27 protein-coding genes are annotated in these 24,938 nt (G+C 36.6%); 1 reads left to right on the forward strand and 26 read right to left on the reverse strand.

Annotated elements, in window-relative coordinates:
- The 10 genes from rsmB to AC1EJ0_RS02880 are packed head-to-tail and all read right to left on the reverse strand — an operon-like array spanning position 1 to position 8,909.
- Positions 1-1,287 (reverse strand): 16S rRNA (cytosine(967)-C(5))-methyltransferase RsmB, encoded by a 1,287-nt coding sequence (gene rsmB, locus AC1EJ0_RS02835; protein WP_480023196.1) that lies wholly within the window; start codon positions 1,285-1,287, stop codon positions 1-3.
- Positions 1,280-1,993, reverse strand: coding sequence for a zinc metallopeptidase (locus tag AC1EJ0_RS02840; protein WP_480023195.1), 714 nt, complete (start codon positions 1,991-1,993; stop codon positions 1,280-1,282). The genes rsmB and AC1EJ0_RS02840 overlap by 8 nt, the downstream gene beginning before the upstream one ends.
- A complete protein-coding gene (fmt, locus tag AC1EJ0_RS02845; RefSeq protein ID WP_480023194.1) occupies positions 1,993-2,925 on the reverse strand; it encodes a methionyl-tRNA formyltransferase in 933 nt (310 codons plus the stop codon). The genes AC1EJ0_RS02840 and fmt overlap by 1 nt, the downstream gene beginning before the upstream one ends.
- Complete coding sequence (gene def, locus AC1EJ0_RS02850) at positions 2,925-3,428, reverse strand: peptide deformylase (protein WP_480023193.1); 504 nt, start codon at positions 3,426-3,428, stop codon at positions 2,925-2,927. Before def ends, fmt begins: the two co-directional genes overlap by 1 nt.
- 9 nt (positions 3,429-3,437) lie before the next feature.
- The gene (gene priA, locus AC1EJ0_RS02855) at positions 3,438-5,792 is read right to left on the reverse strand and encodes a replication restart helicase PriA (RefSeq protein WP_480023192.1); all 2,355 of its coding nucleotides are present in this window, start codon (positions 5,790-5,792) and stop codon (positions 3,438-3,440) included.
- Entirely contained in the window at positions 5,792-6,985 is a 1,194-nt protein-coding gene (coaBC, locus tag AC1EJ0_RS02860) for a bifunctional phosphopantothenoylcysteine decarboxylase/phosphopantothenate--cysteine ligase CoaBC (protein ID WP_480023191.1), read from the reverse strand. Before coaBC ends, priA begins: the two co-directional genes overlap by 1 nt.
- 1 nt (position 6,986) lies before the next feature.
- On the reverse strand, positions 6,987-7,172 hold the full coding sequence (gene rpoZ, locus AC1EJ0_RS02865) for a DNA-directed RNA polymerase subunit omega (protein ID WP_058260563.1): 186 nt from the start codon (positions 7,170-7,172) through the stop codon (positions 6,987-6,989).
- A complete protein-coding gene (gene gmk / locus AC1EJ0_RS02870; protein ID WP_294795661.1) occupies positions 7,169-7,780 on the reverse strand; it encodes a guanylate kinase in 612 nt (203 codons plus the stop codon). The genes rpoZ and gmk overlap by 4 nt, the downstream gene beginning before the upstream one ends.
- A complete protein-coding gene (locus AC1EJ0_RS02875) occupies positions 7,781-8,020 on the reverse strand; it encodes an extracellular matrix/biofilm biosynthesis regulator RemA family protein (protein WP_480023190.1) in 240 nt (79 codons plus the stop codon).
- Positions 8,021-8,027: 7 nt separating this feature from the next.
- Positions 8,028-8,909: a YicC/YloC family endoribonuclease gene (locus tag AC1EJ0_RS02880; RefSeq protein WP_480023189.1), complete on the reverse strand. Its 882-nt coding sequence runs from the start codon at positions 8,907-8,909 to the stop codon at positions 8,028-8,030.
- Positions 8,910-9,028: 119 nt separating this feature from the next.
- Between AC1EJ0_RS02880 and AC1EJ0_RS02885 the strand changes: the two genes are divergently transcribed.
- Positions 9,029-10,741: an Rqc2 family fibronectin-binding protein gene (locus AC1EJ0_RS02885; RefSeq protein WP_480023188.1), complete on the forward strand. Its 1,713-nt coding sequence runs from the start codon at positions 9,029-9,031 to the stop codon at positions 10,739-10,741.
- Here AC1EJ0_RS02885 and AC1EJ0_RS02890 read toward each other — a convergent pair.
- The 16 genes from AC1EJ0_RS02890 to dtd all read right to left on the reverse strand — a co-directional run bounded on the left by AC1EJ0_RS02890 (position 10,725) and on the right by dtd (position 24,936).
- A complete protein-coding gene (locus AC1EJ0_RS02890) occupies positions 10,725-11,639 on the reverse strand; it encodes an RluA family pseudouridine synthase (protein WP_480023187.1) in 915 nt (304 codons plus the stop codon). The genes AC1EJ0_RS02885 and AC1EJ0_RS02890 overlap by 17 nt on opposite strands.
- Positions 11,620-12,096 (reverse strand): signal peptidase II, encoded by a 477-nt coding sequence (gene lspA / locus AC1EJ0_RS02895; protein WP_480023186.1) that lies wholly within the window; start codon positions 12,094-12,096, stop codon positions 11,620-11,622. Before lspA ends, AC1EJ0_RS02890 begins: the two co-directional genes overlap by 20 nt.
- Before the next feature lie 7 nt (positions 12,097-12,103).
- Entirely contained in the window at positions 12,104-12,877 is a 774-nt protein-coding gene (locus AC1EJ0_RS02900) for a YlmH family RNA-binding protein (protein ID WP_480023185.1), read from the reverse strand.
- Positions 12,877-13,329, reverse strand: coding sequence for a cell division protein SepF (locus AC1EJ0_RS02905; protein ID WP_294797005.1), 453 nt, complete (start codon positions 13,327-13,329; stop codon positions 12,877-12,879). The genes AC1EJ0_RS02900 and AC1EJ0_RS02905 overlap by 1 nt, the downstream gene beginning before the upstream one ends.
- Before the next feature lie 10 nt (positions 13,330-13,339).
- A complete protein-coding gene (locus AC1EJ0_RS02910) occupies positions 13,340-14,029 on the reverse strand; it encodes a YggS family pyridoxal phosphate-dependent enzyme (RefSeq protein ID WP_480023184.1) in 690 nt (229 codons plus the stop codon).
- Complete coding sequence (locus AC1EJ0_RS02915) at positions 14,029-15,255, reverse strand: biotin/lipoyl attachment domain-containing protein (protein WP_480023183.1); 1,227 nt, start codon at positions 15,253-15,255, stop codon at positions 14,029-14,031. Before AC1EJ0_RS02915 ends, AC1EJ0_RS02910 begins: the two co-directional genes overlap by 1 nt.
- A complete protein-coding gene (locus tag AC1EJ0_RS02920) occupies positions 15,242-16,249 on the reverse strand; it encodes an NAD(P)H-dependent glycerol-3-phosphate dehydrogenase (RefSeq protein ID WP_480023182.1) in 1,008 nt (335 codons plus the stop codon). Before AC1EJ0_RS02920 ends, AC1EJ0_RS02915 begins: the two co-directional genes overlap by 14 nt.
- A 9-nt stretch (positions 16,250-16,258) precedes the next feature.
- Positions 16,259-16,852: a glycerol-3-phosphate 1-O-acyltransferase PlsY gene (plsY, locus tag AC1EJ0_RS02925; protein WP_480023181.1), complete on the reverse strand. Its 594-nt coding sequence runs from the start codon at positions 16,850-16,852 to the stop codon at positions 16,259-16,261.
- A complete protein-coding gene (gene der / locus AC1EJ0_RS02930) occupies positions 16,852-18,165 on the reverse strand; it encodes a ribosome biogenesis GTPase Der (protein WP_480023180.1) in 1,314 nt (437 codons plus the stop codon). Before der ends, plsY begins: the two co-directional genes overlap by 1 nt.
- A 266-nt stretch (positions 18,166-18,431) precedes the next feature.
- Positions 18,432-19,673: a serine hydroxymethyltransferase gene (gene glyA, locus AC1EJ0_RS02935; protein ID WP_294985285.1), complete on the reverse strand. Its 1,242-nt coding sequence runs from the start codon at positions 19,671-19,673 to the stop codon at positions 18,432-18,434.
- Positions 19,674-19,697: 24 nt separating this feature from the next.
- A complete protein-coding gene (locus AC1EJ0_RS02940) occupies positions 19,698-20,126 on the reverse strand; it encodes a SoxR reducing system RseC family protein (protein ID WP_480023179.1) in 429 nt (142 codons plus the stop codon).
- The gene (locus AC1EJ0_RS02945) at positions 20,113-20,820 is read right to left on the reverse strand and encodes a tRNA threonylcarbamoyladenosine dehydratase (protein ID WP_480023178.1); all 708 of its coding nucleotides are present in this window, start codon (positions 20,818-20,820) and stop codon (positions 20,113-20,115) included. Before AC1EJ0_RS02945 ends, AC1EJ0_RS02940 begins: the two co-directional genes overlap by 14 nt.
- Entirely contained in the window at positions 20,798-22,591 is a 1,794-nt protein-coding gene (gene aspS, locus AC1EJ0_RS02950) for an aspartate--tRNA ligase (protein ID WP_480023177.1), read from the reverse strand. The genes AC1EJ0_RS02945 and aspS overlap by 23 nt, the downstream gene beginning before the upstream one ends.
- A 19-nt stretch (positions 22,592-22,610) precedes the next feature.
- The gene (hemZ, locus tag AC1EJ0_RS02955; RefSeq protein WP_480023176.1) at positions 22,611-23,873 is read right to left on the reverse strand and encodes a coproporphyrinogen dehydrogenase HemZ; all 1,263 of its coding nucleotides are present in this window, start codon (positions 23,871-23,873) and stop codon (positions 22,611-22,613) included.
- The gene (locus AC1EJ0_RS02960) at positions 23,857-24,486 is read right to left on the reverse strand and encodes an MBL fold metallo-hydrolase (protein ID WP_480023175.1); all 630 of its coding nucleotides are present in this window, start codon (positions 24,484-24,486) and stop codon (positions 23,857-23,859) included. Before AC1EJ0_RS02960 ends, hemZ begins: the two co-directional genes overlap by 17 nt.
- Complete coding sequence (gene dtd, locus AC1EJ0_RS02965; protein ID WP_480023174.1) at positions 24,487-24,936, reverse strand: D-aminoacyl-tRNA deacylase; 450 nt, start codon at positions 24,934-24,936, stop codon at positions 24,487-24,489.
- Positions 24,937-24,938: the final 2 nt, after the last annotated feature.

Here is a 24,938-nt window from a genome sequence, read left to right on the forward strand (position 1 = left end):
TTAATCCTTCCTTAGATATGAAATGAAAAAGCCGTCGTTAATCTTTTCACTTGGCATGTGCTTAATATATTTTTCCAAAGTAAAATCGTTATTTTCTTCTAAAAATCTCTTTAGCATCATTTCGTTTTCTAGCTTAAGTATACTGCATGTGCTGTAGATAAGCAAGCCGCCACGCTTAACGTAGTCTTTGGATATACTTAGTATCTTACACTGCTTATCATTAAGCTCCTTAAGCTCCTTTATATTGATTTGATATTTTATTTCAGGCTTCCTAGATATTATACCACTTCCTGAGCATGGTACGTCTATCAAAACCTTATCAAATTTGTTAAGAAATTCTTTATTTAATTTCATAGCATCATTGATTTGAAAATCAATATTGTCAAGTCCAAGTCTATGGGCCTCGCTCTCTAAGAGTTTTATCTTGTGCTCATATATATCGCAGCTCGTTATTGTGCTGCTTTCAAGCTTCTCTGCCATATGCATGGACTTGCCACCAGGCGCTGCGCATAGGTCAAGGACCTTGTCTCCCTTATTAAGCTCAATATAATCTTGAAGGCTCGCGCTTGTCGCGTCTTGAAATGAAACATAGCCTTGTTTATATAAGCTTTTTATCACATCATTTACCTTGTCATATACGATGAGGCTGTCAATAGATATATCGCTTTCTTCGTATTTAATATCAAATTTCTCAAGAACAGCTCCGATAGATTTTTTGCTGGTCTTCTTTGTATTCACTCTTAGGTTAAGTAGTCTTTCGTCCATGGATCTATCTAAAAAATCAATTACAGTCTCTTTATCGTAATCACTATTAAGTAAATCCAAAAACTCTTCATTAAGTGAATATTTTACAGCCAGCATCTTATCTTCGTCAGCTATATCGATTTTAATTAAATCATCTTTATTTCTTAAAAAGTTTCTTAGATTTGCATTGACAAAGCCTGAAAGTCTCTTATTAACTTTCTTTGTTAGATTTACTGCCTCATTAACCGCAGCGCTATCAGGCACCTTGTCCATGTATATGATTTGATATAGAGCCATCTCCATAATTATGAGTATCTCTATGTCAATCTTCTCTAGCTTTGTTGAAGATAGCTTTGAGATGATATAATCAAGGTATTTCTTTCTCTCTACAACGCCATAAACAAGCTTTGTTACGAAAGACTTTGAAATATCTTTATCAAGCTTATTAAGTTCAGTTCTTAGACTAATGTTTGAGTAGGCACCGCTTGCGAATATATCTTTCAAAATCAAAAAGCTTGTGTATCTGTCGTTATTTTTAATCATCTCTTCTCCTCATAGAAAGTAGTCTTAATATTTCACTTATAGCTGCAAAGGCTGCTGCAACATATGTTAGAGCTGCTGCCTTTAAAACTTTCTTCGAACCATATATAGTTTCTTCGTTAACGCCCGGCATAGCACTAATTTCGTTCAAAGCCCTTCTAGATGCGTTAAACTCAACTGGTAGAGTTACTAGTGTGAATAAAACTATGATGCCATATAATATTATACCTATATCGAATAGCTTCATAAAGTTAAAAAATAAACCTCCAAGTATCAAGTACATTGCTAAATTACTTGAAATGCTTACAGCTGGTGCCATAAGGCTTCTTAAGTTTAGCATTGGATAGCTTTCCTTATCTTGAATAGCGTGTCCTACCTCGTGGGCAGCAACAGCAACTGAAGCGATGGATGTGCCATCTGATATATCTCTTGACAAAGAAAGACTCTTGTCTCTTGGATCGTAAAAGTCACTTAAAGTGCCCGGCACTTCCTTGATATTTACATTTCTTAAGCCATTCTTATCAAGTATGGCTCTAGCTACTTCAGCCCCGCTTCTACCAAGTGAGCTAAGTCTACCCATGTATTCTCTATATACTGCTTGTATCTTGAATTGAGCGTATAAGCTTAAGAGCATCGCTGGAATTATATAGATGAAGTATGAACTTACATAATTATGATATCTTCCCGCAAATATTAAAAAGTTTATCATTATTTATCCCCTAACCTTTCACCTATTTCAATTTTGTTTCCTCTTATATAATCAGAAACCTTCATTCTCTTCTTATTTGGCATTTGCACTTCACTTATGATTATAGCATCGTCCTTGCACTTAACTAAGATGCCTTCTTCATTGACATTTAATATAGTACCTGCATCAGCATCACTACTAGCTTTGACAATGTCAGCCTTAAATATCTTCATATTATTGCCCTTATAAGTAGTGAAGGCAACTGGCCACGGCTGCATCGCCCTAATTATGTGTTCAATCTTAGAAGCGCTTTCACTAAAATCAATAAAAGCGTCTTCCTTTTTAATCATCTTTACATAAGAGCTCTTTGCATCATCTTGAGGAGTGCCTTCGTCAAGTGCATCAAGACCACTTAAGTACTCCACTATCATCTCAGCACCTAAATTAGATAGCTTCATAGTAAGTGTATCTGCCGTGTCATCATCAGCTATAGCTATCTCTCTTGTCATTAGTATGTTTCCTGTGTCAAGTCCCTTTGCCATCTTCATAAGAGTTATGCCTGTTACTTCGTCTTCATTAATGATGGCAGCTTGAACAGGCGCCGCTCCTCTGTATTTTGGTAAGAGTGATGCGTGTATATTTATCGCATGATATTTCTTCATATAAAGTATCTCTTCTTTGATTATTTGTCCATATGAGGCTACGACTATGACATCAGCCTCAGTATCTTTAATCTTGGCAATGGATTCACTGCTATTGACATCCTCTGGCTGAAAGACTTCTATGTCATTTTCAAGCGCATAAGTCTTTAGCTCTGAGTAAGTGATTTGCATCTTTCTACCGCGTCTTCTATCCGGCTGCGTAATAAGCATAGCTATCTCAAAGCCATGGTCTTTTAAAGCCTTTAAGGGAGCCAAACTGAATAATGGCGTTCCCATGTAAATGACTTTCATTACTTAGCCTCTTTCATCTTTTGTTCTTTATCTAATTTTGCCTTAAGCTCATCATTTGTATACATTTCTTTAGCTTTGTCAGTGTATAAAATGCCTTTCAAATGATCTGTCTCGTGGCATATTACTCTAGTCAAAAAGCCTTCAGTTTCAAGTTCATGTTCCTTGCCTTCAAGGTCTTGGTACTTCATCTTAAGCTTTTCAGGTCTTTCAACCACACCAGAGTAGCCCGGAACCGATAGACAGCCTTCGTAATCGTCGCAGCTGCCTTCTGTTTCAATTATATCTGGATTTACAAAAACCATAGGTCCTTCGCCTATGTCTATGACTATCATTTGCTTAAGTATACCTACTTGTACTGCAGCAAGACCAACGCCTTCCGCGTGATTCATAGTCTCTATCATGTCATCTGCTAGCTCTTTTAGTCTATCGTCAAAAACTTTAACTAGCTTAGATTGTTTTCTAAGAATTTCATCTTCGTCGTGTCTAATATTTCTAAGTGCCATCTTTACCTCCTATAAAAAATTTCTTGGATTTATATAAATGTTATAATTTACTTTTTTGTTCTTTGCAAATTTGCTTCTGTATAAAATGAAGCGAATATAATCTTTTATCTCTTTCGAATAAGTGTTTGTGTACTTCAATATAATTTGATATCTGTAGCTTGCGTTGATCTTTTCAATCGCGCATTGCATTAGCTTTGATACATTGCATCTGATATCATTTTTATTTAAATAGCTCTCGATATCTCTTCTTAAGTATTCCATCTCAGCTTGGACAATATTTTTGTCAAGGCTAGTGCCGACGATGTATATCATATTGATGAATGGCGGATAGAGAAACTCTTGTCTTAAAGCAATTTCATTTCTATAGAAAGCCTCATAATTGCCCTTCATCGCATAGCTAATGGTCTCATTGTCAACAGCGTAGCTTTGTAGAAGCACTCTGCCTTTTTCATCACGGCCAGCTCTACCAGCCACTTGAGTGATTAAATTATATGTGTCTTCGCTCGCAGAATAGCTCGGGAAGTTTAGATTAGCATCGATTGATACAATGATCGCCGCATCAACATTCTTAAAGTCAAGTCCCTTACTAATCATCTGAGTGCCAATGAGTATATCGACTGCTCCCGAATTCATTTTCTTGTATAAATTGATGTAGTCATCCTCAGTTTTGATCGTGTCGCTGTCTGCTCTAAGTATTTTTGCTTCTGGAAAAGTCTTTCTTAATAGCTCCTCAACCTTCTCTATACCATAGCCGGCGAAGCTTAGGGCCTCAGCGCCGCATCTTGGACATGTCTTTGGAATGTTCTTCACAAGACCGCAGTAGTGACACTTAAGCTTGTTTATACCCTTATGATAGGTCATGCTCACGTCGCAGTTATCGCAAGTAAAGGTGTATCCGCAGCTCTTACAAAATATCTCCTTGTTGTAGCCGCGTCTATTTAAAAAGACTATGCTTTGCTTCTTAGCCTTAAGATTTTCATCAATAACTTCGAAAAATCTCGATGATATCTGACTTATGTTTCCTCTTTGAATCTCATCTATCATATTGACTAGCTCTATATCAGCTTCCTTTTGTCCCTTTGCTTTCTTATCAAGCTCTAAGAGCTCATATATGCCATGCTTAGCATTATAATAAGACGATATCGATGGTGTAGCGCTTGCTAAGAGTAGCGTTGCCCCCTCGCTCATGCTTCTATAATAAGCTACTTCATCTGTTTGGTACTTTGGATTCATATCTGATATGTAGCTTTGATCGTGCTCTTCGTCAATGATTATGAGTCCTAAGTTTCTGCACGGAGCAAATATTGCTGACCTCGCTCCTATGACTATGCTTGGTGAAGTCGATTTTATATCGTTATACTCGTCAAAGCGCTCGGATAGACTAAGCTTTGAGTGAAGCACGTGAACCTTTCTTTGAAAGCGTCCAATAAAGCGCCTAATCGTTTGTGGTGTAAGACTTATTTCGGGTACTAGTACTATAGCATCTTTACCCATTTGAAGACATTTTTCAACAAGATGTAAGTAAATTTCTGTCTTGCCCGAGCCAGTCACGCCTCTTAGTAAAAACTTTTCACCTAAATCATGTTCGAGCGAGCGCTCCATGCGCTTATAAACCTTTTCTTGCTCTTTATTTAGCTTGATCTTTTCATAAGAATCTACATCGTAAGCCCTCTTCCTCGACTCTTGAATAAAATCTTCTCTCACTAAACCCTTTTTCAAAAGGGTTTTGATTGGTGAAGACGATATATTAAGGCTAGTGATTATATTTTTCTCCAAAGCGCTGCCATCGTTGTCCCTTAGATAATCAAGTACGGCTCTTTGCTTTTCACTAACGCCCTCGTCGTAAGTCACGAGGCTAATGTATTTTTCGTAGTGCTCCTTAACTTTTTGCTTAATCTTATACTTTTCACTAATGATATTGTCTTTAATAAGCTTAGTAAAATCATTAAGCGTCATAATTTTAAGCAAATCATCCTTTGTATAAGCCTTATCTTTTTCAAGACCATAGACATCGTCATTGGCATAGTAAAAAAGCTCTAGCTCCTTGATGCCCCCTGGCGGAAATACAAGTCTAAGCGCGTCGTTATAAGTCGAGATGTATCTGTTTCTAAGCCATAGAGCTAGTTCAATCATCTTCTCGTCGATGATGGCTTTGTCATCAAGCACTTTGATTATGGACTTGATCTTTGCTTCGTCAATGTCTACTTCATCACAAGTGTTTAAAACCACAGCGATGCTAGGCTTATTCGACCTACCAAAGGGAACTAAAACTCTTGTACCAACGCTAATGGCTTCATCTGTCTTATAAGTAAAAACTCTATCTAAAACTCTCGATTTTGTATCAATAACAACTTGAACAAACATTAATTTTTCTTTCTATCTTTAAGTAATTCAGCTAGATTATCAAGAATGATATCTGCTAATTCACTCTTCTTCATTAAATCGAATGATGTAGCATTTTTATTTTTATAGACAAAACTTACTTTGTTCTCGTCGCTCTTAAAGCCTGAGCCCTTTAGTGTTATGTCGTTGGCAACTATCATGTCAGCTCCTTTAGAAACTAGCTTTTTCTTTGCGTTCTCAATAACGTTTTCTGATTCAGCCGCAAAGCCAATAACGACTTTACCCTCCTTTTTATCCTTAAGCGACTTAATTATATCATCCGTCTTTTTTATCTTAATATCATGACTATCGTCCACTTCTTTTTTTATCTTTTCAGGACTGTAATTCGCTGGAGTAAAGTCAGCTGGTGCAGCCGCCATAATCAAAGCATCTGCGTCCACAAACTCCTTATTAACCGCTTCATACATATCCTTTGATGAGACAACATTAACTATATTGAATGGATCTTTTATATCAAGGTCATTTGGTCCTATGATTAAAGTGACATTGGCTCCTCTATTGTAAGCCTTTTTTGCAATGTGATAGCCCATCTTACCAGTCGAACGATTTGAGATGTATCTAACAGGGTCTATCGCTTCAACTGTATGACCAGCTGTGACAAGTATCTTGTACTTCTTAAGGTCTTTATTAGCAAGTAAATAATCGATGCGATCAATTATTCTTTCTGGGTCTGGCATCTTACCCTTACCTATGTCGCCACAAGCAAGTAGACCGCAATCTGACTCAAGTATGTCTACGCCCCTATCTTTAAGCGTTTTAATATTTTCTTGTGTAGCTTCATTTTCAAGCATAACTGTGTTCATGGCTGGCACCACAAGTTTTTTTGCCTTGCTAGCTAAAATTGCTAGACTCACCATATCATCACATATGCCATGAGCAAGCTTAGCTATAGTATTTGCTGATGCAGGCGCCACAACAAAGATGTCTGCCCACTTAGCTATCTCTATGTGCATAGGCTTATCTTCGTCAGTAAAGACATCTGTATAAACTTCATTTTTTGAAAGTATCTTAAACGTTTCGCTGCCAACAAATTGAAGCGCATCCCTCGTCATAAGTACTCTTACATTGTGTACTTTTGAAAGCCTCGATACAAGATCTGCCGCTTTGTAAGCTGCTATGCCGCCAGTGACACATACTACAATGTTTTTCTTCATTTTATATATCGTATTCTATCTTGTCTTCAAGATATTCATCCATAGCGATGGATACTGGATTGTGTGACTCAGTGTCAACCTTTGCTTCTGCTCCATCAACTATTTGCCTAGCTCTCTTTGAAAGTATCATAACTAAGGCATATCTCGATAATGTTTCTAAATCTTCTTTATTTTTAATATAAATCATTTGTTTTCCCCCAATACTCTATCTTTTATATATTTGAATCTCTTCGCTCTATGTTGTTCCGCTTTGATTATGGCCTCGATATCTCTAACGGCATCCTCTAAGTAATCGTTCACTACGAAGAAATCATATTCTTCAACGAAGTTTATCTCCTTAAAGCCGTTAGCAATTCTTAGCTCTAAGTCCTTTTCGCTCTCAGTTGCTCTGCCAACCAGCCTTCTCTTTAGCTCCGACATCGATGGCGGTACTAGAAATATGAAAACTACTTCCTTCATCTTCTTTTTGATTTGAAGCGCGCCTTGAACATCAATGTCAAGCAGTACTATCTCGCCCTCTTCTATCTTTTTAGTGATAAAATCTTTTGGCGTACCATAGTAATGGCCGTGAACACTAGCGTATTCCAAGAACTCATCGTTTTCGACTTTCTTTAGAAACTCTTCTTCGCTTAAGAAGAAGTAGCTCTTGCCATCTACTTCGCCTGGACGAGCTTCTCTAGTTGTCGCCGAGACTGAAAAGACTATATCGTCGTTGCGTCTAAACAGTTCGTCAGCAACAGTACCTTTGCCGCAACCAGAAGGCCCAGAAAGAACTATCAAAAACCCTCTTTTCATTTAATTACCTCCATTCAATCTTTCGCTAATAGTTGAAGTCGCTAGCGTTGAAAGAACTATGGACCCGTTATCCATAATGATAACGCTTCTAGTCTTCTTGCCGCAAGTCGCGTCTACGAGTCTGATTGTATCACGATTTTCCATAATTAGTCTCTTTATAGGAGCTGACTCTGGTCCTACAACAGCTATGACCCTATGTTTATTGATTAAATTACCAAATCCTACGTTAATGTACTCCATACTTCACCTACTCTATATTTTGTATTTGCTCTCTAATCTTTTCGATAAGGTTCTTTTGTTCGACACCTATTTTAGAGATATCAATGTTTTTAGTCTTACTTAATATAGTATTTGACTCTCTGTTCATCTCTTGAATTAAAAAATCCATCTTCTTGCCAATGGCCTCATCAGAATTAAGCATGGACTTGAATTGAGATATGTGGCTATACATCCTAACTATCTCTTCGTCGATGGCGTATTTGTCAATTAATAGTGCAAGTTCAAACTCAAGCCTCTTTTCATCAATGATGCTCTTGTCTTCAATAAGTTCATTGTACTTCTTCATAAAGTCTTCTTTGTATTCATCAGTGTAATTGATATATATTTCCTTGATTTTATCTACATTCTCTTCAATTGCAGTGAGATTGTTTAATATGTCGCGTTTAAGGTTTTCTCCTTCTCTTATTCTCATATCGTCAAAGTTATCAAGCGCCTTCTCAAGCGTTTCAAGCATTATATCTAAAAACTCATCATTTTCATAATTGTTCTTCACTACGCTTATTATCTCTTGCTGATTAATAATGTCTTCAAGTTTAATCTCGTCATCAAGGCCAAGCTCTTCCTTAATTAAGCTAAGAGCCTTCATATACTTTCTTAAAAATACTAAATCCACTTCCACATCGTTAGGGTCATCCTCTAAGAATACCACTGTTAGGAAGCAATCTATCTTTGCCCTTGATATTCTCTTTTTAATCGCAAGCCTAATCTTGTCCTCGTACTCGATAAGCGAGCGTGGGCTTCTTAGGTTTAAATCAAAGTATCTGTTGTTCACAGACTTTAGTTCAAATTTTATCTTATACTTTTCACAAACGTATTCACTAGAACCATATGAGGTCATACTCTTTAACATAGTCTCACTCCTTATGTTTATATTATACCATTTATTTATAAAAATATATATAGAATATGACAAATTCTTCATATTTAAATAGACTATCTTTGTATATAATATAAGTAAGGAGTGATTAGATGTCATTTGACGGAATAGTAACAAGAGCCTTGGCTGATGAGTTCAATAGTAATTACATCGGATCGAGGGTCGATAAGATATATCAAACTGAAAAAGATGAGATAATGATCAATATGAGGAGCAAAGATACTTCTTTCAAGGTCTTAGTAAGTGCCTCGAGCAATAACCCGCGCTTCTATGTGAGCAAGGTCAGTAAAGAAAATCCAACTGAAGCGCCACTCTTCTCAATGATACTAAGAAAGAATCTATCTGGCTCGAAGCTTGTTAAAGTCGAGCAATTTGGCTTCGATAGAGCTGCTCAGTTCGTCTTTAAAGGCTACAACGAATTTCACGAAGAAGCTCTTTACTATCTTGTTGTTGAAATCATGGGCAAGTACTCAAACATAATTCTTTGTAACGAAGATCACAAGATTATTGATGCAATAAAAAGAGTTTCGACTATAATGTCAAGCAAGAGAGAGATAGAACCAGGTCTTATATATGAAAGGCCGCCTGTCTTTGATAGAGTCTCACCTATTAGCGTTGATGAAGAAAGGCTTAAAGTGATGATGATGGATAATGCAGAGCTTGAGATTAGAGACTTTCTTATGAGATCCTTCCTTGGTTTAAGTACTGAAATTGCAAACAAAATACTTTTTGATGCAGCTATTGACGAGAAGAACTTAGTAAAAAATCTTGATGATAGCGCTGCGAATAGGCTTGTCTCATCATTCATATCCACATTTGATGAAGTGAGAGAAAATAATTATAGCTTCAATATTTATAAGCTAAGCGAAAGAAAGAGCGCCTACAACGCCATTAGCCTAAATCAATATGCCTCGCTCGAGAAAGAAAATTTTGAAAGTATAAGTGAGCTTCTTGATAAGTACTATTATGAAAAGGACCAAAAGGACAGAATATCGCAGCGTTCGCAAAACATGAGGCGCACTGTAAGCGCTAACCTTAAGAGAGCGAGAAATAAATTACAAAAGCAAAAAGAAGAGATGCTTGAAAGTGCCAATAGAGAGGCTTACAAGGTCTACGCCGACCTTATCTCTTCAAATATACACAAAATAAATAAGGGACTTAAAGAGATAAAGCTTGAGAACTTCTATGACAATATGAATGAGATCACAGTACCTCTTGATCAAAAGCTATCTGCTGTGCAAAATGCGCAAAGATATTACAAGAGATATCAAAAGATGAAGCAAAGAGAGATAGTTTTAGAAAAGCAAATCGAAAATACTGAGGACGAGATAAATTATCTTGAGCTTGTGATGGACGCTATCGATAGAACTGACGATGTAAAGAACCTTGACGAGATATACTTTGAGCTTATTAAGAATAAATACATTAAAAAGGATAAAAAAATAAAAAATAAGCCAAAAAAAATCGCCATACATTCTATTGATTATGACGATACGAGTAAAGTGTATTATGGCAAGAACAATCTGCAAAACGAGTACATCACTTTCAAGGTCGCTGACAAAAACGATGTGTGGATGCACGTCAAGGGCTTTCCTGGCTCGCACGTTGTAATCAAGTCAGATGGCTACCCAAGTGACGAGCTCTTGCTCTTCGCAGCTGAAATTGCCGCAAAAAACTCAAAAGCCAAAGACTCTAACAAGGTTGATGTTGACTTCACTACGAGGAAGAATGTTAAGAAACATCCAAGTGGCAAGACCGGCCTCGTTAACTATGTGAACTTTAAAACCATCACTGTAGATCTTTAGCTTTATATAAATTCGTTTTGATTAGTGCCTCTTTAAAATAAGCTGGCACTTCACTTTCTATTTCTATTAAATTATTTGTAATTGGATGGATGAAACTTACTTTTCTGCAATGTAAGACTTGTCCGTCCATTTTTATTTTGCCACGATAGCCATAAGTCCTATCACCAAGAACAGGATGGTTTAGATAAGCAAGATGCACTCTTATCTGATGCGTTCTTCCCGTCTTGATAACTACCTTTAAATAAGCATAATCATCATTTTGTTTAAGTAAATGGATTTCGGAGATTGCCCTTTTGCCTTCATCTGAAGCACACATCTTGATCTTCTTAATCGGGTCGCGCATTATGCCCTTATCAACTAGAGTCACTTCATCATCAAAATTACCCACGCAGATGGTGATGTACTCTTTGTATATCTCTCTCGACTTGAAGAGATCCTTCATCTTTTCATGCGCTTCATTATTCTTCGCTATTATAAGAAGACCGCTCGTGTCTTTGTCGAGCCTGTGGATGATGCCCGGCCTTGTCTCGTCAATATCGCTTAGTGAAGCAAATCTATATAGCAAGAAATTTACAAGACTTATCTCCTCATCATTTGTAGGATGAACTATAAGTCCCCTTGGTTTGTCGATAACAGCTATGTCATTATCTTCATATAAGACATTTATGTCCATATCGATTTTTTCAAAGCGTTTCGACTCTTTCTCTCTTATCTCTATGATGTCACCTGCATTTAACTTGTAAGACGCTTTTACAGCGCTACCATTGACAGATACGTATCCCTCTTCAATAAGCTTTTTATACATAGATCTCGTTTTGCTATTATCAAAGTTTGCCAAAAATACATCTAATCTTTGACCAGCATCTTCGCTATTAAGCTTAATTTCTTTTGCTTGCATTTTTATCTTTAATCTTTCTATAGATGTAGTAGCCGATAAATAGAACAATGATAACGCACATGTAGCTATCAGCAAGGTTAAAGCAAGGGTATTGATACGAGCCAAACTTAAATGAAATAAAGTCAATAACGTAGCCTCTAAAGGCTCTATCGATGAAATTACCTAAGATGCCTGCTAAGAAAAATGACAAAAATACTTTTTCATATCCCATAAGCGTATCGTACTCTGTTATGAAGATGTATAAAATTATCGCTATTGCAATGAAAGTTACGATGAAGAAGAAAATGTGTCTGCCTTGCATAATGCCAAAGGCGGCTCCTCTATTCTCAACGTAATCAAAAGAAAAAAAGTTTGGAATTATTTCGTATGCAGCTTCGCCCTCTAAGTGAAGCTTGGCAAAGTACTTAGTGACTTGATCCAAGGCTACTGCTAGTACGACTATTAAAAAATAAATCATGTAACACCTACTTTATAATTTTTATAATAAGTTTGAGTTTATCCTTTTTGCTTAGACCTAAGTAGTCACCGACTATGAATCTTCCGCGTCTGCGCATCGATACCATGTCGCCAACTTCAAGCGTCTCGCTAATCTTGTATGTGACTTTGTAATTTACTTTAACAAGGCCTGCCTCGATGGCGTTTTTCGCGTCATTACGAGATAGATTATATACGTTTGATAAAACTAAATCAAGTCTTGCTGATGCGCATGTAACGAGCTTTTCTTCATAATTCACATCTCTTGATATAGGCGTAGCTAAATCTATTACTTCAAGCTCGACGCCATAGTTTTTTATCTTCTCAAGATTAAGTAAAACGTAATCCAAAATCTCGTTTCTGATGTAAAAGTATATAGCTTCGTCATTTATTATGATGTCGCCGAGCTTTTCCCTCTTGATGCCTAGCGAAAGAAGTGAACCTAAAACGGCTTTGTGAGCGATGTCATAATCTTTTTTATCTATCTTAACTAGACTTACATAGTCAGCCGGATTTACCTCGTCCATGTATTCAGGATAAATTAAAATAGCCTTACTTTCAGAATCTTCATTCCCAATAAGGCTAAATCTTATAGTATCATAAGTATTGATAAGCGAAGTGAGTTCTTTCACTTCAAAAGGGTTGTAGAAGTCTGTGCACTCAGTGGACTTAGTCCTTGACACTATCTCACAAAGATCTATAACCCTTCTTGCAATCTCTTTGTTCTCAGTACTTATATGATCTAAATTCTTTGACTTATTCATTAAAATGGAAACATGCCTCTGTTTTTAAGTTCGTCTTTAATACCGTCTATAGCGATGTTCTTTGGTGCTAAAACAAAGATGTCTCTTGTCACTTTTTGAATGCTTCCGTCAATAGCATAGATACCGCCATTGATGAAGTCAAAAATTTGTCTCTTTACACTTGCTTCAAGTTGTTCGAAGTTTACAACAACTGCCTTACCTAATCTTAAGTCATCGATAATAAGTGGTGCTTCGTCATAGCCAAGTGGTTCTTGTACTGTGATAATCATTGCTCCAGTCTTTCTTTGAATAGGAACAATATTTTCCTTTTCCTTCTTCTTTGAGAAGAAAGATGATTCTCTTTGTGGTTCTTCTTCCACTACTTCATCCTCTTCTTCGTCATAGTATTCCTCATCGTATTCGTCGTCATCGCCAAAGCCTAAGAAATACTTTACTTTGTCCATAAAAGCCATAATAAACCTCCTAATAATTTCTTTCGCCAAATATCTTTGAGCCAATCCTCAATATATTTGATCCTTCTTGTATTGCTATTTTATAATCATGTGTCATACCCATGGATAGATACTTTAAGTCAACATTGTCAAAATTCTTTGCCGCCAGCTTTTCCTTTAGCTCGTAAAGGCCTCTGAATGTGTTTCTAACAACAGCCTCATCCTCTGTGAATGGCGCCATCGTCATGAAGCCCACGATATGTAAGTTCTTGTACTCGTGCATCTGTTCTAGGGCCTGTTCTACTTCATCCTTGTAAAAGCCGCTCTTTGACTCTTCCTTCGAGATATTTACTTGCAATAAGCCATCTAGCTCCATATTATTATTTGCTAGCCTTTTGTCAAGCGCTTCGATAAGACTCAAGCTATCAAGTGAATGAATCAGCTTTATCTTGCCTAGAAGCTTGTTAATCTTGTTCTTTTGAAGGCTACCTATCATATGAAAGTCGAAGTCGTCCTTTAAAGCGTCATACTTTTCTTCTATCTCTTGAACTTTGTTCTCTCCAATCTCTTTTAGGCCAAATTCTTTTATCTCTTTGATCCTCTCTACATCGACAGTTTTTGTTACTGCCAAGAGCTTTACTTCATCTTTCTTTCTACCTGCAAGATCAATCTCTTTGTCAATAGATTCTAAAAGATCTATTAAATTTTCTCCTACACTCATTATAGTATGTCGCCCTCCTTTACAGTAGATGGAAATACCACAACTTCGTCATAATATTTTATGCTCTTAAACTTTAGCTTCTTATACTTCATAAGACCGTTATCGTCAGTCCTCATAACGTAGATATTGTCACGGTCGCTGCCAACTAAGAGCACTCTTTTGTATCTTATAGTATTATCTATGTCCTTTATATATACCCCTTTTTCGCTTCCTTTATCAACTAAAGCGCTCTTTGGTAGTTTAAATGTCTTATACTCATCAAAAATGATTTCCATCTTTGAGAATCTATCTTTATAAAGCTCGGATATTCTCTCTCTTATGTTTAATAGAAATTTATAAGTATCTCCAGTTTTTTCTTTCTTAAGTACCCTCGCATAAGTCTTTGTTCCTGTTAAGTCCCACTCAATCAGTACTACGTCGTTCACATTGACATCTTCAAGCTTTTTATCATCTGAAAAAGCAAGTATATTCATAGAGAAATTATCAAGTATCTTGAAATTGTCATTGCTCTTGCCTTGGTTTAGGCTGTAGCTCTTGCTATCTTCAATCAAATCCTTCTCGAATAAGGCATCAAAATTTTCATTTGTATACTTATCTTCAAGTCCATCGATAAAGTAGCTAACTATACCCGACATCGACACTTTTACGGCTGGAGCCTCGCTTCTCTTGCTTTCGTTTAGCTCGTCCTTCATCTCTAAAAGCTTGTCAATGGAGTAGTTTTTAATACTTTCGTAGTATTTATCCTCTTCATCTTCACTGCTATTTAAAATTTGAGAAAGATCTTCGTATCTCTTTTGATTTATGCTTATCTGTAAAGCCTTAATCTTTTTATTCATAGCCTTTTGGTCAAAGCTCTCTTCGCCAGAAGTGTCATAATCAAGATCCTTTAGCCTTTTATTTATTGCATCAATCTTTTTATCGATAAGATCGTTAGCGCTCTTTGTTACACTTAAGTTTTCAAGACCTCTTTTTACCTTTTCGCCTTCTTTAGCTTGTGTCGTGAAATAAGAATTTCTACCCGCTTGATAAACTTCTTCAGTCTTAATAAGTGCTGAGTTCATCGCAACCGAATTATAAAAAACTTCTTCAACAGGCGTCTCAGTCTTGATATCCTTTTTAAAGAAGGATGTGATTATGGTGTTAAAAGCTATGATTATAAATATAAAAGCAACTAGCGCTCCTAAAAAACTTGAGAAGCCTTTGCCGTTCTTCTTATCTATCTTCATACTTTTCCATCTCGTGCTTAAGCGGTCTACCCATAAGTTCAGCTACAACGCTGTCTAGAGGATAGTCTTCGTATAAAAGTTTATACATCATATCAACTATAGGCATCTCAACAGAGTATTTTTCTTTAAGCATGTAAGTCGATTTAGTAGTCTTTATGCCTTCTACAACCATACCAACTTTGTCAATGGCACCTTCTACAGATTGGCCCTCGCCAATATATACGCCACAAGTTTTGTTCCTCGAGTGCTTACTAGTGCAAGTAACGACCAAGTCACCAATACCAGCAAGTCCATAGAAAGTCGATGCCTTAGCGCCAAGCGCAAGTCCAAGCTTAGTTATTTCATGTATACCTCTTGTGATAAGTGCCGCCTTAGTGTTGTCACCGTAGCCTCTTCCCTCACATATACCACTTCCTAAAGCAATAATGTTTTTAGTTGCTCCAGCAAGTTCAACGCCTAAAAGGTCATCGTTAACGTATACTCTTAAATTATCGCTTGAAAATACATCTTGAATTAATTCTGCATCAGATACAGATTTTGAAGCGCTGACTATGGTTGTCGGTATGCCGACAGCAACTTCCTCTGCATGTGATGGACCAGATAATGAAACAAATCTTCCCTTTGGATTGAATTCATAGAAGACTTCGCTCATAGTCTTAAGTGTAGCTATCTCAATACCTTTACTAACATTAACAAAGATCTTATCCTCATTAATATAAGCTTCAATAGTCTTTAAAACATTTCTAAGCTCCTGACTTGGTACCGCAAGCACAACGATATCAGCGTCTTTAACCGCTTCTTCTATATCGTTAAGCAAAACTATATTCTCAGGAATTTTGACTTCCTTCAAATATTTTTTATTCATACGAGTTTCTTTTATTAAGTTGTAAGAATCCTTATTTCTAATGTATAGACTTAATTCTTCTTGACTCTTTGCTAGATGTATAGCTAAGGCTGAACCAAAGCTACCTCCACCTATAATTGAAATTTTCAAAACTCTGCCTCACTTTTTAAATATATAAAATTTATTTTCTTCTCCTTTTGCTAGTCTTTGAATGTTCTTAGCATGCCTTATTATGCCAAGAGCGGCAATTGCAAAGCTAAGAATTACAGCTAAATTTATCTCTTTAAACTTAAGCCATGTGCATACAAAGAAGCCTATGAACATAAGTAAAGACGCTAATGAAACGTATTTTGTGATCAAAACTATAATAAACATTAAAACTATAATCGCTGCTCCGAGCTTATAGTCTATGGCAATTATTCCGCCTACAGTTGTTGAAACGCCTTTGCCTGCGTTAAAATTCAAGTAGAATGGGAAATCGTGGCCAAGGACCGCGCCTAGTAAAGCGATGTACTGAGCATAATCCACTTCAAAGTATCTAGCTAGATACACAGCTAAAACGCCCTTTAATACGTCTAAGAGCAGCGTGATTATACCAAGCTTTGCTCCTAAGACTCTAAACGCGTTAGTAGCGCCAGCATTGTTGCTTCCATAGTCTCTAATGTCCTTCATCTTAAATACTTTGCCTAAGATATAAGAGTTTGAGACCGAGCCGATCAAGTAAGAAAGAAGAAATAATATTACGACCTTCATTACTCGCTCCTGTTCTTATAGTTTATGATTATGGATGTTCCCTCGAAAGGATAAACATTTCTTATTTGATTTTCCAAAAATCTTGTATATGAAAAATGTGTTAGCTCCTTATCATTGACAAATATGGTAAACTCTGGTGGCCTAGTGCCTGACTGTGTTGCGTAAAGTATCTTAAGCCTCTTACCTTTGTCTGATGGCGGCTGATTGATTAGTGTCGCGTTTGCGATTATGTCATTTAATAAACCAGTTGAAAGCCTATGGCTATATGATTCATTTATTTCCATAATCTTGTCAATAAGCTCATCTACCCTCTTACCAGTTAGTGCCGAAATAAATAATATTGGCGCATATGATAAGAACGGCAGATTATTTCTAAGGCTGTCAGTAAATGTTTTCATAGTCTTCGAATCTTTTTCTACTATATCCCATTTATTTACGCAGATGATTATGGCCTTGCCTTGATTGTGAGCGTAGCCAACTACTTTTGAGTCCTGCTCAGTAAAGCCTTCAATCCCGTCTATTAAAAATACGCAGACATCAGCTCTATCAACACTTGAAAGCGTTCTAACTTGCGAGTACGCTTCAACAGAAGAATCAACTCTAGACTTCTTTCTAAGCCCTGCTGTGTCAATGAACATGAATTCTTGTCCTTTTATATTGATGTATGAGTCAATCGCATCCCTTGTAGTTCCAGCGATATCAGTTACTATAACTCTCTCTTCGCCTAAGATTCTATTTGTTAAGGATGATTTGCCAACATTTGGCTTTCCGATAAAAGCGACCTTTAATAAATTTTCTTTCTCTTCAAAGTCTCTGTCTTCAGGGAAGTTCTTTACAATCTCATCAAGAAGGTCCCCTATACCGAGGCCTTGCTCAGCAGATATTGATATCGGTTCGCCTAAAGCAAGTTCATAAACACTGTAAAACTCATCTTTTATCTTGCCCTCAGTCTTGTTTGCGACTAAAATAACCTTTTTATTTGATTTTCTTAATATATTTGCAATCTCATGGTCAAGTGCAGTGGCAGGATTTTTTCCATCAACTACAAAGAGTATCACATCAGACGCTTCGATGGCGATGTTCGCTTGCTTACGAATGTTTGACATGATCTTATCATCATCAAAGGGATCAAGCCCACCAGTGTCGATGATATCAAAAACGTGTTGTTGCCAGCTTGCTTCAGCGTATATCCTGTCTCTCGTTACACCAGGTGTGTCTTCAGTGATAGATATTCTTCTACCCACAATCTTATTAAATAAAGTTGATTTACCAACGTTTGGTTTGCCGACTATACTAACTACAGCTCTATTCATACAGACACCTCCTTATCTTAATTATTATAACACAAAGGCAGGCAGTTTTCAACACTTTAATATCTATTAAGAGATATATTTTCTCATTAATATAGAATTGCTTATACAATTTAGATTAATATCGATTTAGCTATATCGTTTTAAGCGTAAAACGACTTTTCTATTTTATGATTTATGCTTAGATCAATATGCTTCCTATGCCATTATCGCGCATAAAAAAGAAGCGAAAGATATCTTTCGCTTCTAATATAATCTTTATTCGTTTTTTAGAATATACCTTCGTACATTGGGAATCTCTTGCAGATGTCTGATACTCTTTGTCTGATTTGTTTTCTGTCGATTGATGTATCAAATGTATCTCTGAAGATTTCAGCAACTTCTCTCATTTCGTCTTCTTTGAATCCTCTAGTTGTTAAAGCTGGAGTACCAATTCTGATACCGCTTGTAACGAATGGAGATTCAGTTTCGTTAGGTATAGTGTTTTTGTTAACTGCAATACCTATTTCACCAAGCATTGCTTCAGCTTCTTTACCAGTGAAGCCTTTCTTCTTGATATCGATTAGGATTAGGTGGTTATCTGTACCGCCTGAAATTAATCTGAATCCATATTTATCAAGTTCTTTAGCAAGTACTTGAGCGTTGTCACAGATTTGCTTGCAATAATCTTTAAATTCTGGTTTTAGTGCTTCACCAAATGCAACTGCTTTTGCAGCTATAACGTGCATTAGTGGTCCACCTTGGATTCCTGGGAAGATAGCTTTGTCAAGCTTCTTAGCGTTTTCTTCTCTACAAAGTATAGCTCCTCCTCTAGGTCCTCTTAGTGTCTTATGAGTTGTTGTTGTAACGAAATCTGCATAAGGTACTGGAGATGGATGGAAGCCTGTAGCTACTAGACCAGCGATGTGTGCCATGTCTACCATTAGCATAGCGCCTACTTCATCAGCTATTTCTCTGAATTTCTTGAAATCGATGATTCTTGGATAAGCACTTGCACCAGCTACTATTAGCTTTGGTTTTTCTTTTAGAGCTATTTCTCTAACTGTATCATAATTGATAACTTCTGTCTTTGAGTCAACGCCATAAGCAGCAAAGTCAAAGAATGATCCTGAGATGTTAACTGGTGAACCGTGTGTTAAGTGACCACCTTCGTTAAGGTTCATACCTAATACTTTGTCGCCAGGTTTTAATATTGAGAAGTAAACACCGATATTGGCATTAGCTCCTGAGTGTGGTTGAACGTTTGCGTGTTCTGCGTTAAATAACTTACATAGTCTATCTCTAGCAATGTTTTCAGCGATGTCAACTACTTCGCATCCGCCGTAGTATCTTTTTCCTGGATATCCTTCAGCGTATTTGTTAGTTAATTCACTTCCCATTGCTTCCATAACAGCTTTTGAAACATAGTTTTCAGATGCTATCATTTCAAAGTGATCTTGTTGTCTATCGTGTTCCTTTTCGATGACATCAAAAATCTCTTTGTCTGTCTTTTTTAGATTGTCAAAATCCATGTTAATTTCCTCCCTTTAATTAAATTAATTTAGCTTATTTATGATTAATAAATCATTGTCCTCGTTAGAATATCTTTTGTCATATGACTTAACTATGACTAAAGATATTAATAGTAGGACTACACCTATTATTATACTATAAAAATCAGGAACTTTAAAGCTTAATTTATTAAAAATATAGTTTGAAGCAAAAATTCCTATCAAAAATGCTAGTAGTGGCACTAAATAAACCATCATTACCCCTCTTAACATCTTTCTTGAATCGACTTTTATAGATACTAAATCGCCTACATTGTAATTTGCTCTTGGCTTTGCTTTAATTATGTGCTCTTTTGCTTCACATCCAGCAGCACACGATTCGCATGAGCCGCAAGCTGAGTCCCTCTTCATAGAGATTAGCATTTCGCCAGCCTCTATCTTAATAATTCTACCTATGCTTTCATTTTCTTCCATCTAATAGGTCGTTAACAAGCTTAGACGCGATTAATAAGCCGCCTGTAGCTGTTACAAAGGATATCGACCCTGTCACCACCTTATCATCATCCTTTAATTTTTTCTCTATGGGTAGTTCTTTTGAATAAACTACATTTATCTTCTTCTGTGCTTTTTTATCTATCTTTTGTCTTAACTTTCTTGCTAATGGGCAGACGCTCGTCTTATCAAGTGTTGATATCTCAAGCTTAGTCGGATCGAGCTTGTTGCCGCAGCCCATGGCGCTGATAATCTTTATGTCTTTTTCTATACAAGTTTCGATCAGCTCAATTTTATTTTTCAGCATGTCAATGGCGTCAACTACATAATCGTAGTCTCTATCGAAAATCTCATCATTTATCTCTTTCGAATAAATCTTGTCAATGCATCTTATATCGAGTTCGTCATTTATCTTAAGAAGTCTTTCTCTCATGACATCGACTTTTTTCTTGCCAATGGTATCTTCAAGGGCTAATATCTGCCTATTGATATTGGATTCACTTACCGTATCGTAATCAACTATAGTTATATGCTCTATACCAAAGCGAACTAAGGATTCTAAAGTAAAAGAGCCAACGCCGCCTATGCCCACTATTAAGACATTTACATCTTTAAAGCTATTGTAAACTTCGTCTCCTAATACAACTCTCGTCCTAATCGTTCTTTTGGGCTTCATTTATATCAACCTTTATTGATACTTCATGCAATTGCTTGTCATCAACTTCACTTGGCGCGCCTGTTAATAAGTCTGTTGCTGATTGCGTCTTAGGGAAGGCGATAACGTCTTTGATATTGTCATGCTTTGTAAGTAATTGAACGAATCTATCTAGGCCATAAGCAATGCCTCCATGAGGTGGAGCACCGTACTTGAAGGCCTCGATGAAGAAACCAAATTGTTCTTCAGCTCTTTCCTTAGTAAAGCCAAGTGCCTTGAACATCTTTTCTTGTAGATCAGAGTTATTAATTCTTATACTTCCTCCGCCAATTTCTTCGCCGTTGATAACGATGTCATATGCTTTTGCCTTAACAGTATCTTTTCTTTCTTCGATATATGGTATGTCCTCAATCTTAGGATGTGTGAATGGATGGTGCATAGCCATGTATCTGCCTTCTTCTTCACTGTATTCAAATAATGGGAAGTCTGTGATCCAAAGTAGTTCAAACTTATCTGGATCATTTAAATTTAATTCTTTTGCTATTTCATTTCTTAAGTTACCAAGTGTCTTCTTAACAATGGATTTTTTATCTGCTACGAATAAAATTAGGTCGTTGTTCTTTATATCCATCTCTTTAATAAGAGCTTCTTTTTCTTCATCAGTAAAGAATTTTGCTATAGGACCAGTAAATTCATTATCTACATACTTAACCCAAGCAAGTCCCTTTGCTCCGAATGTCTTTGCGAAGTCTTCTAGCTTAGTAATATCTTTTCTAGTGAATTTATCTTGGTAGCCATCAACATTGATTGCGTTAACCATATTACCAGCGTCAACAGTATCTTTAAATACCTTAAATCCGCTGTTTTTAAATATGCTGCTCACGTCATGAATCAAGAAGCCAAATCTTAAGTCCGGTTTATCCACGCCATACTTATCCATCGCTTCATCAAATGGCATTCTTCTTAAAGGAAGCTTGATATCTATGTCAAGAATTTCTTTAAATATATGTGCTATAAGCTTTTCATTGATTGACATAACGTCGTCTTCATCAACAAAGCTCATTTCAATATCGACTTGAGTAAACTCTGGTTGTCTATTGGCTCTAAGGTCTTCGTCTCTGAAGCACTTAGTGATTTGGTAGTATCTATCCATGCCTGAAACCATTAGTAATTGCTTAAACAATTGCGGAGATTGTGGTAAGGCAAAGAACTTTCCAGGGTTAACTCTACTTGGAACGATATAGTCTCTAGCTCCTTCTGGAGTTGATTTGCCAAGTATAGGTGTTTCTATCTCTATAAATCTGTTGTCATTTAAAAAGTCTCTGAAAGCTTTATAAATTTTTGCTCTTGTCATAAGAGTCTTTTGCATGAATGGCTTTCTTAGGTCTAAGAATCTGTATTTTAGTCTCATTTGCTCACCTACATTGTCATCGTCTTTTACGTAAATAGGTGGAGTTTGAGCTGTATCAAGTATTTTAAGCTCTTCGGCTAAAATTTCGATATCGCCAGTTGGGATATGAGGGTTCTTTTGAGATCTCTCTCTAACTTTGCCTCTAACGGCTATAACGTATTCGCCTTTAAGTCCCTTGGCCTTTTCGAAGACATCCTTAGTTATGGTCTCATCAAAAACAACTTGTGATATACCACTGATGTCTCTTATATCAACAAAGATAAGTTGTCCTAAGTTTCTTTGAGTTTGCACCCAACCCATTAGTACAACTTCCCTTTCTATGTCCTTCATCCTTAGTTCCCCGCAGTAGTCACTCCTGCGTAAGTTTCCCATTGTTTCCATAAATATCCTCCCAATAATACTATATATCTTTATTATAAACGTTTTTTATATACAAATCAATGTCTTTGTAATTAAATTTGCGCTCTAAATTGTCCTTGTCAATGTATTTTGATACGGCTCCAGCGCCAAAAGCGTATATGCTTGTCAAATCATTCATCGAAATCACATTGTAAATAGACGCCTTGCCCCTTAATGAAAAAGCAACGTTTTCAAGATTTGAGTTAGTCATCTTCTGCCTGTACATGTAGTAAGGCTCGTAGCCCGCCTCATAAAGCCTGGCATAAATTTCTTTAGATAAATCAATATTTTCGAGCTTAAAGTCATTTTGAGCTAGAACTGCCCTTCTTTTTAGAGCTAAATTGTGTATGGTAATCGACTCAGGCCTCATAGCTATAAGCTTTTTAACCGAGTTAATGTAATCATCTTTGCTTTCACCTTCAAGACCAATGATAAGATCCATATTGATATCAAAATCATATTCTCTAGCAAGTTCATAAACCTTATAAAGCTCATCAAGGCCAGCATTTCTGTGAACTCTTTTGAGCGTCTCTTCATTCATAGTTTGCGGATTGATGCAGATCCTACTTACACCATATTTATCAAGTATATCAAGTAGCTCCTTATCCATAGTATCGGCTCTGCCGCATTCAAAGGTCAGCTCTTTAAATTTATAATTCTCATTAATGTATTTTAAAAGCCTTTGGGTATTAGCCTTATCAATTGCAGATGGCGTCCCGCCACCTATGTATATGCTGTCCGGCTCCGATATATCTCTTCTTTTACTCTCAAATTTCATCTCATCTATCACGGCGTCAATGTACTTATTAAAATCATAAGCCTTCTTTGTAATATCGTTTGTGTAAAATGAACAGTAGGAACAAATCCCCTTACAGAATGGTATGTGTATATACAAGCTGTATTTTGGCTCAAAGTTAAGATGCTGATTTATAAAAGTTCTCTCCATTAGCTCAAACTTTTCATCTGAGATAAAAAATTTTTCTTTAAAGGCCTCTTTATCATCTGCCTTGGCATATAGCTTCAAGGGCTTAATCCCAGTAAGTATACCCCAAGGAAGACTTAGGCCTTCCTTTAAGAACTCCTTATATATAAGAGATTTCATCTCGTTATTTGTAAGTGCATTAAAACCCGTCAGCGTCCTCTCTTTGCCATCTATAGAGAATTTCACACCATCATCCAAAATCTCATAAGCAACACCTGACTTGATGTTTTGAAACTCCCAAAAGAGCTCCTTTATCCTCTTTATACTAGCTTCTCTTAGCATTTACGTAAGGATTATTTGCCCTTTCTTCATCAGATGATGTGTTCATGCTGTGACCTGGATATATTGTGTAATTACCTTCTAAAGCCAAAACTCTATTAACAGAGTCAATTAGTTCAGCTTCATTGCCACCATAAAGGTCGCTTCTACCAACAGAGTGGAAGAATATAGTGTCGCCAACAAATAAGCCGTCCTCAATTTGATATGTCAGGCCGCCCTTTGTATGGCCTGGTGTCTTAATCACATTAACTTCGATATCGCCAAATTTCAAAGTGCCTTCTTCATCAATAGTATGATCTATGTTGATGGGCTCGTCGATATAATTCCTCATCTTGTCATTTAGCATAAAATCAGTTTTTTGCGTCATCTCTAAATCATCTTTAGATATATAAGATGGTGCCCCCGTTAATTTTCTTAAAGCGTTTACGCCCAGAACGTGATCAAAGTGACCATGTGTCAATAGTATTGCCTTTAGATTTAAATTATGCTCTTTGATGTAAGCATATAAATCATCTGCACTGCCGCCAACGTCTATGATAATAGCGTCGCCAGCATCGTTACTGATGATATATGAATTTGATCCATAAACCCCAACATTTTTCTTAAAAATATTCATCTAAAACTCCTTCTTTGAATCTAATAATATAGTAACCGGTCCAGATAGATGTGCGTGTATATGCATATCCGCTCCAAAAACGCCCGATTGATATTTTATTCCACTCGCCTTTAGCTTTTCTTTAAATATTTCGTAATAGCTCTCAGCCTTTTCAGCCTTGGCGCTCTTCATAAAGTTTGGTCTATTGCCCTTTCTCGCGTCACCATATAAGGTGAACTGCGAAACAAGAAGTATCTCGCCGCCTATGTCTTGAACAGATAGATTCATCTTGTCATCTTCGTCAGAAAATATCCTTAGATTAGTCACCTTTTTGAAGATATAATCAAGATCTGCCTCTGTATCGTCGTCCTCAACAGCGATGTAGACCAAAAGGCCGCCATTAATCTTGCTAATTAATTTTTCATCAACTTCTAAACGAGTTGCTTCTACTCTTTGTACAACTGCTCTCATAT

It is taken from the genome of Fenollaria sp. C0166D3 (genome assembly GCF_056590255.1).